Below are 15,399 nucleotides of genomic sequence, written 5' to 3' on the forward strand. Positions count from 1 at the left end.
AGGAATGGATTTGTTTAACCAAGCCAATGTAAAAGGTTGGACTGGAGGAAATGCTTGGATTACTTCTCAAATTTATTCGCAACGAAATAATGTAGCCGATTTACTTTGCAATGGAAAAAATTTAAATAACAGAAGAAAAAATGATTCCGAAAACAAAGAAATGAATCCAAATAAAGAAGACTCTCTCAAAATAAATCTAGTTTGGGACAAAAACGGCAACAATAAAACGATTATTTCAGAACTTAAAAACAGATTGTTATTTAGAGTTGAATCACAAACTCAAGTCGATTTTGAAACGATATTGAAATATGATTTTGATCCAAAGGCAGAAAATTCAGATCAAGCAGTGCTGAGATTATTTAACGCGATGCTAAAAACACCAGAATATCAGTTGATATAAATTATCGATAAAATTCCAATATTTAAAATTAAACAAATGAATAGAAGAAACTTTCTTTCGCTTACAGGAACATTTACTGGAGGATCTTTATTACTTCCTGATTTTTTGTTCGCTTTGGGTTCACAACAAAATTTAGTAGTTGGAGAACAATGTTTGGTTTTTGTACAATTGAATGGTGGAAACGATGGTTTGAATACTTTTATTCCGTTTGAAGATCCACTTTATTATAATCTGCGTCCCAATATTGCCATTTCAAATACCGAAGTTATTGGCAAAAATAAAGGTATGGCTTTCCATCCCGCTCTAAAAGGTTTTGCCGAAATGCAACAAAATGGCGATTTATCTGTAATACAAAATGTGGGCTATCCACAACCTATTCGCTCTCATTTTAGAAGTCAAGAAATTTGGCAAACTGGTTCGGCTTCCAATCAATATTTAGACAATGGTTGGTTAGGACGTTATTTGGATTTGCAATATGCTTCCAATAATCAAACTACGGCAGGAATAAATATTGATTCTATAGATAATTTGGCATTAAAAGGGCAAGAACCAAATTCGATTACAGTTAAAAATCCAACCCATTTTAAAACAAAACTCCAAGCTGATGACAACATAAAATTGTCTGACAATCCACAATTGGATTTCGTTCGGAAAATAGCCAATTCAATTCCTGAAGGATCGGAAGAAATACAAAAAGCATTAGCAAAATCTATTTCTGAAATAAGCTATCCTAAAACTGCCTTGTCAAAAAATTTAGAATGGATTGCCAGATTAATTAAGGGAAATTTAAATTCGAAAGTATATTACACCACGCACGGCAGTTTCGATACACACGACAATCAACTCGTTACACATAGAAATAAATTATCGGAATTAAACGATGCACTGTTTAGTTTTTATACCGATTTAAAAAATGCCAAAATGTTACAAAATGTAACTATTGTAGTATTTTCAGAATTTGGTCGTCGTGCCAAAGACAATGGTCGCGGTACAGATCATGGAACCGCTGCGCCTATGTTTATTATTGGTGGAAACAACAAAGGGAGAATTATTGGCGACAATCCAAATTTATCGAATCTTGAAAATGGTGATTTGAAGTATCAAATTGATTTTAGAAGCGTTTATGCATCGCTTTTACAAAGTAAATTAAATTTTGATTATTCCAAAATTGGAATTACAAATAAAAAATTGGAAGGATTGTTTTAAAAACGTGCAACTACAAACTAAAATTCTATCTTTGCACGCTTTTCAAATTTGAAACAATGACAAAAAATAGTGTGTTAAAAGGTTTTTTTCTGGTGGGTCTTGGTGCAACCAGCTACGGAATGTTGGCTACGTTTGTAAAACTAGCGTATCAAGAAAATTTCACCACAGCCGAAGTAACTTCTTCACAATTTATACTAGGAATTATTGGAATTCTTATTATTAATGCTTTTCAGAAATTCAACAAGAAAGAAGACGTTTTAAAAGCATCCAACAAAAATATTTTCCACCTCATGTTGGCAGGAACATCTCTTGGAATGACCAGTGTTTTTTATTATTTGTGTGTTAAATATATTGATGTTTCCATTGCCATAGTACTTTTAATGCAAACCGTTTGGATGGGTGTTTTGGCAGAAATGATTTTGGATAAAAAGTGGCCTTCATCCCAAAAAATAATCTCAGTGGTTATAGTATTATTTGGAACCGTTTTGGCGACCAATTTAATGAACAATCAAACCCAAATTGATTGGCGAGGCATCATGTGGGGCATGTTGGCCGCAGCTTCTTTCACCACAACTATGTTTACAGCTAGCAGAATTGCTACCAATATATCGTCCGCACAACGGAGCTTGTATATGCTTTTGGGTGGCGCAATTATAGTTTTTGGATTCTCGATAGCAACTCAAAATACACCTTTTAATTTTGATATTTTTCTAAAATGGGGAATTGTTCTATCGCTTTTTGGAACCATAATTCCGCCTATGTTGATGAATGCTGGATTTCCTATTACTGGAATTGGACTCGGAAGCATTGTATCATCGCTTGAATTGCCAGTTTCAGTCATGATGGCATTTTTTATATTACATGAAGATGTAATTTTAATACAATGGATTGGTATTTTGCTTATTATCCTAGCCATTATTATTATGAATATAAAATTTCCACGAAAAGTGTAATTTTTTCTTTAAATTAGTAAAAAAAATAATCTATGCATTTTTCTTGGCATTTATATTTGATGGCATTATTGTATCTTTTGGCCGGAACCAATCATTTTCGAAATCCTCGGATGTACATAAAAATTATTCCCGACTATTTACCAAATCCTAAACTGATCAATATATTGAGCGGATTGGCAGAAATTATTTTAGGAATTTTGCTTTGCTTTCCAAATGTATCCAAATTTGCAGCAGTAGGAATTATCGTGATGCTTGCGTTGTTTTATATGACTCATTTTTATATGATTCAAAATGAAAAAGCCAGCTTTGGTTTGCCAAAATGGGTTTTATATTTGAGATTGCCATTGCAAATTGGTTTGATTTTGTGGGCTTATCAGTATACATAAATTGTATTTAAACATTTTTACAAAAAAAATGAATTCCTTATTTCCAAAAGAAAACATAATTTTTGATTTGGCTGATGCCGATGTAAAATATTATCCATCTATTTTTGATATTGAAAATGCGGATGAAATTTTCCATAAATTGATCAATGAAATACCCTGGCAACTTGATAATATTACTGTATTTGGAAAAACACATCCGCAACCAAGATTAACTGCATTGTATGGAAATGAAGGAAAACCATATGGATATTCCAATATTGTTATGCAACCGCATCATTGGTCGCCACTAATAATGTATATAAAAAATGAAGTTGAAAAAATTTGCGAAGAAAATTTCACTACCGTTTTATTAAACAATTATCGCGATGGAAAAGACAGCAATGGTTGGCATGCAGACAATGAAAAAGAATTGGGCAGAAATCCAATAATTGCTTCTGTAAGTTTTGGAGCAGAACGCGTTTTTCAACTCAAACACAATACAATTGTCAATTTAAAACAAAATATAATTCTAGAACACGGAAGTTTATTAATAATGAAAGGAACAACGCAGCATTTCTGGAAACATCAAATTCCAAAAACTGCAAAACCCATTGGTTCAAGAATAAATCTTACCTTTAGAATCATAAAATAAATACTGATGAACGAAATAATAACCTATTTTGAAACCATTCCATCATCACATAGAAGTTTAATTCTAGTTGGCGGAATAACCATTTTTTGGTTAATTGAAAACGCTTTTCCACTTTTTAGATTTGGTTATAAAAAATGGAACCATGCAGGTTTGAATATATTTTTTACAATTACTACAGTTGTTGTCAACTTTCTGTTGGCGTTTATTTTACTGAAAGCTTCAAACTGGACAATTGTCCATCATTTTGGTGTTTTAAATTGGCTTCCTGAACTCGATATTTGGATTTACACAATTTTAGGATTGCTTCTTTTGGATTTAATTGGCGCGTATTTGGTTCATTTAATTGAACATAAAACTAAGTTTCTGTGGAGATTTCATATTATTCATCATACCGATACTTGGATTGATACGACAACCGCAAACAGACACCATCCAGGAGAAAGTATTTTGCGATTTATATTTACCACACTTGGAGTTTTAATTGTTGGAGTGCCCATTTGGTTGGTTTTTTTATACCAATCATTATCGCTAGTGGCAACTCAATTTAATCACGCAAACATTTCATTACCAAAAAAGTTAGATACAATTTTAAGCTATTTTATAGTTTCGCCAGACATGCACAAAGTTCATCATCATAATGTTTTGCCATATACAGATAGTAATTATGGAAATATTTTTTCTGTTTGGGATAGAATTTTTGGTACATTTATGACATTAAATCGTGAAGATATTGTGTATGGAATAGACACGCACATGGATTCTAAAGAACATAACAATTTAAAAAATTTATTAAAAATTCCATTTCAAAAAAATAAAATTAAAGCAATTTAAAAATTTGTTGGGTTTGAATTAAGAAGTGTAAAATATTTTTATTAATATTGGTATAGAAATTGTAATAATTAAAAAAAGTAAAAGTATTATTTTCTAAAATGAAAAAGAGTAAAATTATAGAATTGAATTGGGACGACACCCAGAAATTGATAACATTGGCTCAAGAAGAAAGAAATCCGTTTGAGATTATTAAAAAAGAACTTGGTATTGAAGAAAAACAAGTTCTTGAAATTATGAAAAAGAAATTATCTGCCGATAAATTCGAAATTTGGAAAAAGAAAGCCAACTCAGAAAAACCCAAACCCAAACAAATTAAAATTGATGATTTTGATGATGACTTGGATGGAAAATATTACATAAAAAATAAATTTGACTAATATTAACTCCTGTACAAACAGGAGTTTTTTATTTACGACAATAAAAAAGCCTAAATTTTGGAGCGCTGTTTAATGACTGCATTGTTATGAGAAAACTTTATTCTTTATTTATTTTTTCAATTTTATTCTGCAGTTGCAAGTCAGCACAAACATTATATAATTCAAAAACTAAAATTCAAGTCAATATTGATTTGATAAACGTCAAAAATGATAAAGTTTCAGTTGAGTTATATGTTCCAAAAATTCAATCTGAAGAAATAGTCTATTATTTTCCAAAAATAATTCCTGGCACCTATTCTGAAGACAATTATGGCAAATTTATTGATAATTTACAAGGTTTTGATGTCAAAGGAGTTTCACTTTCTGTTCTGAAAATTGATGCCAACTCTTGGAAAATTTGCAATGCCAAAACACTAAGCAAAATAACCTATCTTGTAAACGATACTTTCGATGTAGAGTCTACTCACAAAATCTTTTCACCAGCTGGAACCAACATTTCTCCCGATAATTATTTATTAAACACTCACGGATTTGTAGGTTATTTTACAGAATTTAAAGAAACGCCTTATCAACTAAATATTGCACATCCAGAAAATTTATTTGGCGCAACTTCTATGATTGATCTTGATAAATCTGAAAGTAATGATGTTTTCAGAACGTTTCGATATGCAGATTTAGTAGAAAATCCAATTATGTATTCCAAGCCAAATTTCACTACATTTTCTGCAAATGGGATCGAAATTTTGATAAGTGTTTTTTCTCCAAATAATAAAATAACTGCCGCAAGCATCACGCCAAAAATGAAAGAAATGATTTTGGCTCAGAAAAAATTTTTAAAAAAATTCAATACGACAAAGAAATATTCTGTTTTAATATATTTATCTTAAATAAAAAAAACGGATCCAAAAGGTTTTGGAGCACTCGAACATCCAACAATTACGACCGTGGTTTTGCCTGAAGCAATGGGAATTGAAGAACTTTCGGAGCAATTAAAAGATGTGGTTTCACATGAGTTTTTTCATATAGTTACGCCGCTTACCATCCATTCGAACGAAATTCAAGATTTTGATTACAATGTTCCAAAAATGTCCCAACATTTATGGATGTATGAAGGTGTAACAGAATATTTTGCCAATTTATTTCAAATAAATCAAGGTTTAATTTCTGAAAACGATTTTTATAAAAGAATTGAAACAAAAATTGAAAATGCCAGTAAAATGAATGATACTATTCCTTTTACAATAATGAGCGCCAAAGTATTAGAAAATCCATATAAAAATGAATACCAAAATGTGTATGAAAAAGGGGCGTTGATTGCCATGTGTTTAGATATCCAACTCAGAGAATCGAGCAAAGGGAAAAAAGGCATATTGGATTTAATGCATAAATTATCCAATACATACGGCGTTAAAAAAGCCTTTAATGATGAAGATTTATTTTCGATAATAACCAAAATCACCAACTCAAAAATTGGCAGTTTTCTTGAAACTTATGTTTCTGGAAGTACACCAATTCCTTACCACATTTATTTGAAAAAGGTTGGAATTACACCATCCATTTCAAAAACAACTGGCAATATTTTCTTGAAAGACGATATTCCATACATTATTGTAAATGAAAAAACAAAAGAAATTTCGATAGCTCCAAGTGTTGAGCTTTCTGAGTTTTATACTAATTTGGGTATTCAAAATAATGATATTATAACTTCAATAAACAATAAAACGTATAATTTGGATAATATGTACGATTTGATTAACGAAAGTCAAAATTGGAAAAATAATGATAAAGTAGTTTTCAAAATTAAACGAAAATTAAAGGTTTTAGAACTAAAAGGAAGCATTATTTTGCCTTTGGAAACCAGCAAAACTTTAGAAGCTACAGATATTACTAAAAAAGGGTTGAAAGACGCATGGTTAAAAGGATAATTTTAAAATTAAATCTAATATTAAATACACACTTTTAAGTTTAATTGGGTATTTTTTTATATTTTGCGCCAAATAAAAAATCCATGAACAAAATATTTATTGCAATAGTATCAATTGCATTTCTCACGGCGTGTAGCGAAGAAAGATCAGCAAATACACTAGAAATTACTGGGAATATAAAAGGTCTAACCAAAGGCAAATTATACATTCAAAAAGTACAAGATACTACACTTGTAGTGCTTGATTCTATAATATTAAACGGTAAATCAAATTTTAATAGTACTTTAAAACTTGAATCCCCAGAAATGCTGTATTTGTTTGTAGATAGAGGTGTTTCAAATTCAATTGACAACAATTTATTGTTTTTTGCAGAACCTGGCAAAATAAATATTGATACCGAATTGGAATTTTTCTTAGCAAAAGCAAAAATAACGGGTTCAAAAAACCAAGAACTTTATGAACAATACAAAGCAATTGTATCTAAATTTAATGACCAACAATTGGAATTAATCAAATCAGAAATATTAGCGCCTAAAGCCACAAAAGAAGCCACAAAAGTAGAAAATGCAAAAAAACAAGATTTACTTTTAAAGCGCAGGTATTTTTATGCCGCCAATTTTGCATTGACAAATGCAAAGTACGAAGTGGCGCCTTACATCGCTTTAACAGACATTAGCGACATGAATGTGAAATATTTGGATACGATTCAAAATGCTATGTCACCCAAAGTAGCAAAATCAAAATATGGCAAGAAGCTAACGGCGTATTTATTGGAAAGAAAAAAATAAAATATTTTTTGATTAAAGCAAAAAAACCATCATTTTCATGATGGTTTTTTAATAAAGAGCCGGCGGAGGGACTCGAACCCACGACCTGCTGATTACAAATCAGCTGCTATAGCCAACTGAGCTACGCTGGCGGCTTAATTATGGTGCAAATATATATTTGATAATTGAATATCCAAAATATTTTTACACTTTTTTAAATTTATTTTGAACTACAATGCATTGATTTTACCAACCAATTGATTTGCAGCCGCTTCTAATTCTACATTAATTTGCTTGAAATGCACTTTTTTATTTTCAACTTTTTTTGCATTTACTTTAACAATCAAAGCATCAAAAGTTGCAATTGCTTCGTCAATCAAACCGTTTGTAGCTACTGTTGGTTTCCCAGTTGTAGTCATTTCGTAAAGATAAACTGCTTCAATAATATCTCCTAATACGTAGTTGATGTCTTTTTTTAAATTCTTAACGTTTGCCATTTTATTTTTTTATTTATAAAAGAAATTCTTTTTAATTTCGGTGCAAAAGTACACAATATCTTTAGAATATCGACTATGAAATATAAATTTCTAAAACAGAAGCTTTTCCAGTCATAAAAAAAGTTCCCATTGCTGCTGGAATTAGAATACTATCTCCTTTTTGATATTTTGATTTGACATCATTACAAATTATTTCAAAATCACCATCAACACACATATAAACTCGAAAATAATTTTCGTTTTTTTGAAATATCATTTTTCCATTAAGTGGAATAAAATTAGTGGTAAAGAATGGACAATCTACAACTTTGTTGGATTCATTTTCTATTGTAGAATATATTTTTTGTGTTTCAACTTTATTGTAGTTGATGGCTTCAAGAGCCAAATCTGTATGCAATTCACGTTCTTTTCCTTCGGCATCTTTTCTTTCAAAATCATAAACTCGATAGGTAATGTCTGATGTTTGCTGAATTTCTGCAATAACCGTTCCTGCTCCAATAGCGTGAATGGTTCCTGTTTCAAGAAAAAAAACATCTCCTTGTTTTACAGTTTTGGTGTCTAAAATATTTAATAAAGTTTTATTTTCCAGATTTTGGATATAATCTTGTTGGTTTGAATTTTCTTTGAAACCAACAATTATTTTTGCATCTTGATCAGCTTGCATGACATACCACATTTCGGTTTTTCCAAAAGAATTGTGTCTTCTTTTGGCCAATTCATCATTTGGATGCACTTGAATTGATAAGTCCAATTTTGCATCCAGAAATTTAAAAAGTAACGGAAACTGTTTCCCGAATTTTGTATAAATTTGTGTTCCCAAAATTTCTTTTGGATATAAATCTAATAATTGATTTAAATTTTTTCCTAGATATTCACCGTTAGAAATGACACTTACATCATTATTTACAGTAGAAATTTCCCAACTTTCTCCCGTTATGTTTGAAACAATTGGCTTATGAAGAAAAGTTTTGAGTTTCTCGCCACCCCAAATTCTTTCTTTCAGAATGGGATAAAATTGTAAAGGATAGGCTTTGAAATTCATAATTTAAACTAATTTTTTAATGGCTTCCAGTGCTTTGGGAATGTGTTTTGTGGCCATCATGCTATCAAAAATCATGACAATTTTTCCACTTTTATCTGCTACATAAGTAACTCTTCCAGGCAATAATCCGAACATTCCCGAGGGAACACCAAATAAATTTCTAATTTTTTTATCTTGGTCTGATAACAATATAAAAGGCAATTTATATTTTGAAGCAAATTTTTCGTGAGAATTTTCAGAATCGCTACTGATTCCAATCACTTCAGCTCCCAAATCTTTAAAATCTTCATATTGGTCACGGAAACTACAAGCCTGAGCGGTACAACCTGGTGTATTATCCTTTGGATAAAAATAAATAACCAACGCTTTTTGACCCACAAAATTTTGACTGTCAAAATCGTTGCCGTGAGTATCTTTTGCTGTAAAATTTGTAATTTTATCTCCTACTTTTAACGCCATTTTATTCTCCTTTATAGGTTACAAAGTTTCGAGGTGTTTCATATAAAATTACTTCTAAATCAAACTCTGGTTTTATTTTTTTTCTTATTTTATTCCAAATCACAACCACAATATTTTCGGCAGTTGGATTCAAATCTTGAAATTCTGGAACATCAAGATTTAAGTTTTTATGATCAAATTTATCTTCTACTTCTTCTTTGATAATATCTGATAAAAATTTTACATCCATGACATAACCAGTTTCTGGATCAATTTGACCAGTAACACTGACAGTTAAATCATAATTGTGTCCATGAAAATTTGGATTGTTGCATTTCCCAAAAATGGCATTATTCTGTTCAAAAGTCCAGTCTTTCCGATATAATCTGTGTGCAGCATTGAAATGGGCTTTTCTAGAAATGGTTACTCTCATATGATTTTAGATTGCAGATTAACGATTAACGATTTTTGATTTACTATTTTTTATTGAATTTGATTCTTGAGATTGCAATTGATTTTTTGAATTTGTAATTGCTTTTATATTTTATGCTCTTCTAGAAAATGATAAAATTCATCAAAAATTATTTTGAACCAGATGGTATAAATATCAGGATTTGATTGAATATCCAATTTAACAGCATCAATGGCCATCCATTTCCAGGATTCCACCTCATCAGTATTAATTTCTGGTTCTTCATTATAATGACCAATCATGACATGATCCAATTCATGTTCGGTTAAACCGTTGTCAAAAGGTGCTTTGTATATAAAATGGAATAACTCTTTGAGTTCAGTTTTGAAACCCATTTCTTCTTCCAATCTTCTGGCTCCAGCTTCAATATTACTTTCGCCAACACGTTGATGACTGCAACAAGTATTGGTCCACAATAATGGAGAATGGTATTTATGATGCGCGCGTTGTTGCAACATAATTTCATTATTGTCATTTAATACAAAAACAGAAAACGCTCTATGCAAAATTGCTTTTTCGTGCGCTTCCAATTTTGGCATTGTACCAATTTGCTGGTCGTTTCGATTTACTAAAATTACTTGTTCTTCAGTCATAAATTATATTTGCATGGTAAAAATACAAAAAAAGGTTTTGGGATTAAAAGGTTTAACTTTTGTTTTTATAAATATAAAATTATGAAAATGCAGTGACGGAGTGAAATAAATATTAAAAATTTATCCATTAATCTTATTCAAGCGTTATATGAATCAATCTAAATTGTGATCGTTTATATATTACTAAAAATAAATGTATAGATAATTATTAAAAGGCAAAATTTAGTATTTTGGGTAAGTTGCAGATTATGTTAAACTTTCAAAATAAGCTAGTAATCTGCTGATAATGCCTCTCTTTCCTAATTTATCAAAGCCTTCTTTTTCTATTTTCTCAAAAGCTCTAAAAGTAGAAACCATAAAAGTAATAAAACAAAAAACCACGATAACGGTAAATATTATTATATCTAAATTTTTCATCTATTTTTTTAGTTTAAGATTAAAAAATATCAACAATCCAACAATTGTTGGTGGCCACAAACCAATAAAAACAGCTTTTTCAAAATTCTTTTCAACAAGGTAAATATATTCTGAAATAAAAATAAGAACAATTACTACTACCAATATGAACAATTCTGATTTTTTAAATTTTGTAAACATTATTTTAGGGTTTTAAAATTTTTGTTCAAACGGAAATTATATCTGACAACGGCTACCATTTAATTTGTGTAAATTTATAACTAAAAAATGAATTGAACTATTTTTGTTTACTTATTTTAAAAATATATTAAACAAAATAATTTATGATAAATATATTTCAACCATAGCTGTTACATTTGTTAGTGACATATTTGTTACAACTTCACTATTAAAAAATTATTTTTGTATTGATTCAAAGCATTTTATGGCGCATTTCTCACCATCTATAGCTGCAGAAATTATACCGCCAGCATATCCAGCACCTTCTCCGCAAGGATACAATCCTTTAATTTGAAGATGCTCCAAAGTTTCATTATCTCTAGGAATTCGAACTGGCGATGAAGTTCTAGATTCTGGCGCATGCAAAATGGCTTCATTTGTTAAATAGCCTTTCATTGATTTTCCGAATTCTGAAAAACCTTCCCGTAAAATTTGGCTTAAAAATCCAGGGAAAACTTGACCCATTTCTACTGATGTAGTTCCTGGAACATAGGAAGTTTTTGGAATATTCGACGAAACTTTATTTTGTGTAAAATCGACCATGCGTTGCGCTGGAACTTTTTGAGATTTTCCAGCCAAACGCCATGCTTTTTGCTCAATTTGTTTCTGAAATTCCAATCCAGCTAAGGCACCAAATTTTTCAAAAGGCTTGAAATCTTCCAATTTTAATTCGATGACAATCCCAGAATTGGCAGTGGCTTGATCTCGTTTGGATGGCGACCAACCATTGGTTACAACTTCGCCCGGACTTGTGGCACAAGGTGCAATAACGCCGCCTGGACACATACAAAACGAATACATACCACGACCATTTACTTGTTTTACTATAGAATATGGGGCTGGTGGCAAATGCTCACCACGATAATCACATGAATATTGAATTTGGTCTATCAAACTTTGTGGATGCTCGGCACGAACACCCAAAGCAAAAGGTTTAGCTTCTATAAAAATATTTTTTCTGTCTAACAATTCGAAAATATCTCGGGCAGAATGTCCAGTCGCCAAAATTATTTTACTGGCTAGAATTCTATCACCATTTTGAGTTTCAATTCCTTGTACTTCATTATTTATTATCAAAATATCAACAACTCTAGTTTCGAACAAAACTTGACCACCAAATTCAATAATTTTTTCCCGAATATCTTGAATAATTTGAGGCAATTTATTGGTTCCAATATGCGGATGTGCTTCTACCATAATATCTGGTGTAGCTCCGAAAGCCACTAGTAATTGTAGAATTCTATCAATATCACCCCGTTTTTTGGATCGAGTATACAATTTCCCATCGGAATAGGTTCCTGCGCCACCTTCGCCAAAACAATAATTGGAATCTTCGTCGACAATATGATCCACATTGATGGCTTTTAAGTCACGCCGGCGACCGCGAATGTCTTTGCCGCGTTCTATAACTATAGGTTTCAATCCTAATTCTATGAGTTGCAATGCGGCAAAAAGTCCTGCTGGCCCTGCTCCTATTATTATTACTTCTTGTGATTTAGAAACATCTTTGTATTCTGGCAATGAAATATTTTGAGATACAAAACTTTCACCTTTCAAAAAAATACTTACTTTCAGATTTATTTTAATTGATTTTTGTCTTGCATCAATCGAACGCTTTACTATCGAAATATGCTGAATATCATTCGTAGAAACTTTGATTTGTTTGGACAAAAAATCTTTTAACAAATTCTGGTTAGCAGCTATTTCGGGCGAGACTTGAAGTAAAAGTTCTTTTGGCATTTTTTATTATGTATATTCGAATTTTTGTTTATTTGGTTTTTTGATAAACAATATTAATTTTTGATTATTGAAACACTTTCCAGAATTTCATTATCTTTAAAAAGAAATAATTTATAAATCCCGTTTGATAAATTTTTTAATTCCAATTTATTATTTACCAATTGTAAAGTATATTTCTGACCCAACATATTTATTGCTATTGCTTTGTCAAATTTAAAATTACTTTCTATGTTTAAAATCCCCAAAGTTGGATTTGGAAATACTTTTACTTCATTTAACATTTGAAATTCAGGACTGGATAATGGCGTTTGGTTTTCGTAAGCACCAATGTCGATAGTATTTACGACTCTAGGATTATTTAAAAAATCTAATTCTGGTTGGGTTAAAACTGCTGGATTTCCTAAATTAATACAAGGACTTGAAGTTTGTAAAACCATATTTATTGTGGCTAAAGATGCATTTACAAAATTAGGATTACTATAAATAGAATGTACATCTTGTCCAGTTGCAGTTCTGTATGAATTAAAATTCGAATATCCAGCAGCAGAATAATAAATTATAATATCGTTCGGATTGTTATTTGGCGTGAAATAAGTGTTGTAATCAAACGTAATATTGGTTTGAGGCGAAATATTGTTCAAATTATACAAGACTTTTGTATTGTTTACATAAAAAATATTATTTTCTATTCTACAATTGCTTGCTTTACTTATTTCGATTTCCCCAACCGCGGTATTTAGAGAATTATTTTGAAAAAACGAATTGTTCCGAATAATAGTATTTAAAACTTGTCCTGTTGTGCCAATATCATATCCGCCAAGATAAACACCAGAATCTCTATTATTGTAAAAAATATTATTTTTAACCATTATGTTTCTGGTTGTTCCATTTTCTTCGCAACCAATTTCGACACCATATGAGTTGTTATAAGATTCATTTTGTTCTACTACGATATCCCAACCGCCATCTACATAAATTCCTGCAGCAGTAGAATATGGGCAAGTATTATTGTAACATTTGTTGTTTCTTACAAATCCATTTCGTGCATGATCCAAACTTGGAGTTGCTGATGCTCCATAATTCCCTTCGCATTCTATACCTATATTATTATTATCATGAACCAAATTGTTTTGTACTACAAACCCATCAACATTTCCTGAGTGTGTCAAATTTTCACTAAAGCCTGTTACATTATTATAAATATTACAACCTTCTACTAGAATATTTGTAATTGCCGAAGCCTGAGTGTTTCCTGAGCCATAAACCAAAAAAGGATGTGCATTGTCATTAGTAGTTGGTACTGTAGTGGACAATGGTGTCCATTTTATATCGTGAATTGCTATATTTATAAATTTTAAATTTGTGCAACCAATACTAGGATTTGTAAACACCAAGATTCCATTTGCATCTTGGCATAGCAAGTTTTGAATAGTTAAATTTCTAAATTCTAAATGACTGGCTCCATTAATTTGCAACATGGCAGTGCCGTTTGCAGTAGAGGTTCCCGTTCCGTCTATATAAACCAAGTCAGAATTATAGTTTCTAAAAATTATAGGATTAGTTGCTGTTCCAGAAATATTGATTATTAAATTTTCATTGTAAGTTCCTGCCTTTATAAAAATTGTACTTCCAGCTTGAGCCGTTGATGCTGCCTTTTGAATAGTTTTGTAAGATGCGGCTAGTGACAATCCAGAATTTGTATCTAATCCGTTGGCTTTATCTACATAGTAATTTAATGCAAAAAGTGGGCTAAAATTTAAAATACAAACAAAAATGACGATTACTTTTTTCATAATAACTTAATTTTAATATTCTTAAAGTTGAATTTTTAAATTTACATTTTTACAAAAATAGTATTTTGATTCCAAACATTGTAACTTTGAAATAAAATTCAAATTATGAGACAAATAAAACTAATTTGGGATTTTCGAGGATTAGCTTCCGCAAAAACAGCAGAGCACCATGAAGTTCATTTAAAAGAATTTATAATTTCTGAAAAATTATCGTTAAATATTACTGGTTTTGAAGTAATAAGTGAAATGCACGCTATTGCATTTATGGTTGTTACCAATGAAAATATGATTTCAGTACGTGACACTTTAAAACCACATCGAGGTGAGGTTTATAATGATTAAGTTTTGTTTTTAAAAACGGTAATAATTTCCCTGATTAAAAGTGATGATATAGCTCCTATGGCAAAAATACAAAGGAATTGAATTGTCCTAACATTTTCATTGCCAACAATTCTAAAATAATTTCCTATGCTAATTAAAAGCAAGACTGCCAATAGTATTTTTCTTCTTCTTTCCATTTTAAAAAAATTTAAATAATTATTAATTGGCCACTTCACTTATAAATTTAATGCGCATTAAACGCAATTCTTCTGTATCATAATCCCCATCAAATTCTTTGAGTGCGTCTTCGATTTTGTCCGATTCAGATTCCATAAAGTAATCATGAATTTCTTCCTGCTGATCATCGTCCAACATTTCATCAATCCAATAT

Annotated in this window: 20 protein-coding genes and 1 tRNA gene; 11 read left to right on the top strand and 10 right to left on the bottom strand. The window is 30.7% G+C overall.

Annotated elements, in window-relative coordinates; genetic code table 11:
- From RMN92_RS08795 to RMN92_RS08840, 10 genes are all read left to right on the top strand, one after another.
- Positions 1-400: DUF1800 family protein (locus tag RMN92_RS08795; RefSeq protein ID WP_309609091.1), on the top strand; the 400-nt coding region annotated here is incomplete at its 5' end.
- A 36-nt stretch (positions 401-436) separates the two neighbouring features.
- Complete coding sequence (locus tag RMN92_RS08800) at positions 437-1,606, top strand: DUF1501 domain-containing protein (RefSeq protein WP_309609092.1); 1,170 nt, start codon at positions 437-439, stop codon at positions 1,604-1,606.
- A gap of 56 nt (positions 1,607-1,662) precedes the next feature.
- Positions 1,663-2,559 (top strand): DMT family transporter, encoded by an 897-nt coding sequence (locus tag RMN92_RS08805; protein WP_309609093.1) that lies wholly within the window; start codon positions 1,663-1,665, stop codon positions 2,557-2,559.
- Between the two features lie 32 nt (positions 2,560-2,591).
- Positions 2,592-2,945: a MauE/DoxX family redox-associated membrane protein gene (locus tag RMN92_RS08810; RefSeq protein WP_309609094.1), complete on the top strand. Its 354-nt coding sequence runs from the start codon at positions 2,592-2,594 to the stop codon at positions 2,943-2,945.
- 28 nt (positions 2,946-2,973) lie between these two features.
- Positions 2,974-3,576 carry an alpha-ketoglutarate-dependent dioxygenase AlkB gene (locus RMN92_RS08815; RefSeq protein ID WP_309609095.1) on the top strand — a complete coding sequence of 201 codons (603 nt, stop codon included), beginning with the start codon at positions 2,974-2,976 and terminating at the stop codon, positions 3,574-3,576.
- 6 nt (positions 3,577-3,582) lie between these two features.
- A complete protein-coding gene (locus RMN92_RS08820; protein ID WP_309609096.1) occupies positions 3,583-4,407 on the top strand; it encodes a sterol desaturase family protein in 825 nt (274 codons plus the stop codon).
- A gap of 98 nt (positions 4,408-4,505) precedes the next feature.
- Positions 4,506-4,784, top strand: coding sequence for a DUF2805 domain-containing protein (locus RMN92_RS08825; RefSeq protein ID WP_309609097.1), 279 nt, complete (start codon positions 4,506-4,508; stop codon positions 4,782-4,784).
- An 86-nt stretch (positions 4,785-4,870) separates the two neighbouring features.
- A complete protein-coding gene (locus RMN92_RS08830; protein ID WP_309609098.1) occupies positions 4,871-5,671 on the top strand; it encodes a hypothetical protein in 801 nt (266 codons plus the stop codon).
- 57 nt (positions 5,672-5,728) lie between these two features.
- The gene (locus tag RMN92_RS08835) at positions 5,729-6,709 is read left to right on the top strand and encodes a hypothetical protein (RefSeq protein WP_309609099.1); all 981 of its coding nucleotides are present in this window, start codon (positions 5,729-5,731) and stop codon (positions 6,707-6,709) included.
- An 83-nt stretch (positions 6,710-6,792) separates the two neighbouring features.
- Positions 6,793-7,497 carry a DUF4369 domain-containing protein gene (locus RMN92_RS08840; RefSeq protein ID WP_309609100.1) on the top strand — a complete coding sequence of 235 codons (705 nt, stop codon included), beginning with the start codon at positions 6,793-6,795 and terminating at the stop codon, positions 7,495-7,497.
- A gap of 57 nt (positions 7,498-7,554) precedes the next feature.
- Here the strand turns inward: RMN92_RS08840 and RMN92_RS08845 are convergent.
- From RMN92_RS08845 to RMN92_RS08885, 9 genes are all read right to left on the bottom strand, one after another.
- Positions 7,555-7,628: transfer RNA gene (locus RMN92_RS08845), tRNA-Thr, on the bottom strand.
- Between the two features lie 78 nt (positions 7,629-7,706).
- Positions 7,707-7,973 carry a hypothetical protein gene (locus tag RMN92_RS08850; protein ID WP_309609101.1) on the bottom strand — a complete coding sequence of 89 codons (267 nt, stop codon included), beginning with the start codon at positions 7,971-7,973 and terminating at the stop codon, positions 7,707-7,709.
- A 73-nt stretch (positions 7,974-8,046) separates the two neighbouring features.
- Positions 8,047-9,015, bottom strand: coding sequence for a type I phosphomannose isomerase catalytic subunit (locus RMN92_RS08855; protein WP_309609102.1), 969 nt, complete (start codon positions 9,013-9,015; stop codon positions 8,047-8,049).
- A 3-nt stretch (positions 9,016-9,018) separates the two neighbouring features.
- A complete protein-coding gene (locus RMN92_RS08860) occupies positions 9,019-9,474 on the bottom strand; it encodes a peroxiredoxin (RefSeq protein WP_309609103.1) in 456 nt (151 codons plus the stop codon).
- Between the two features lies 1 nt (position 9,475).
- The gene (locus RMN92_RS08865) at positions 9,476-9,886 is read right to left on the bottom strand and encodes a 6-carboxytetrahydropterin synthase (RefSeq protein ID WP_309609104.1); all 411 of its coding nucleotides are present in this window, start codon (positions 9,884-9,886) and stop codon (positions 9,476-9,478) included.
- A gap of 104 nt (positions 9,887-9,990) precedes the next feature.
- A complete protein-coding gene (idi, locus tag RMN92_RS08870; protein WP_309609105.1) occupies positions 9,991-10,518 on the bottom strand; it encodes an isopentenyl-diphosphate Delta-isomerase in 528 nt (175 codons plus the stop codon).
- A 246-nt stretch (positions 10,519-10,764) separates the two neighbouring features.
- Entirely contained in the window at positions 10,765-10,935 is a 171-nt protein-coding gene (locus RMN92_RS08875; RefSeq protein WP_309609106.1) for a hypothetical protein, read from the bottom strand.
- A gap of 396 nt (positions 10,936-11,331) precedes the next feature.
- On the bottom strand, positions 11,332-12,894 hold the full coding sequence (locus RMN92_RS08880) for an FAD-dependent protein (protein WP_309609107.1): 1,563 nt from the start codon (positions 12,892-12,894) through the stop codon (positions 11,332-11,334).
- Positions 12,895-12,947: 53 nt separating this feature from the next.
- Positions 12,948-14,687: a right-handed parallel beta-helix repeat-containing protein gene (locus RMN92_RS08885; protein WP_309609108.1), complete on the bottom strand. Its 1,740-nt coding sequence runs from the start codon at positions 14,685-14,687 to the stop codon at positions 12,948-12,950.
- A gap of 102 nt (positions 14,688-14,789) precedes the next feature.
- On the opposite strand from RMN92_RS08885, the gene RMN92_RS08890 reads away from it, so the two are divergent.
- Positions 14,790-15,029 carry a hypothetical protein gene (locus RMN92_RS08890; RefSeq protein ID WP_309609110.1) on the top strand — a complete coding sequence of 80 codons (240 nt, stop codon included), beginning with the start codon at positions 14,790-14,792 and terminating at the stop codon, positions 15,027-15,029.
- Here RMN92_RS08890 and RMN92_RS08895 read toward each other — a convergent pair.
- Positions 15,026-15,205: a hypothetical protein gene (locus tag RMN92_RS08895; RefSeq protein ID WP_309609109.1), complete on the bottom strand. Its 180-nt coding sequence runs from the start codon at positions 15,203-15,205 to the stop codon at positions 15,026-15,028. The two genes, RMN92_RS08890 and RMN92_RS08895, sit on opposite strands and share 4 nt — an antisense overlap.
- Positions 15,206-15,399 lie beyond the last annotated feature (194 nt).

Source organism: Flavobacterium sp. (assembly GCF_031363805.1).
Taxonomy (GTDB): domain Bacteria; phylum Bacteroidota; class Bacteroidia; order Flavobacteriales; family Flavobacteriaceae; genus Flavobacterium.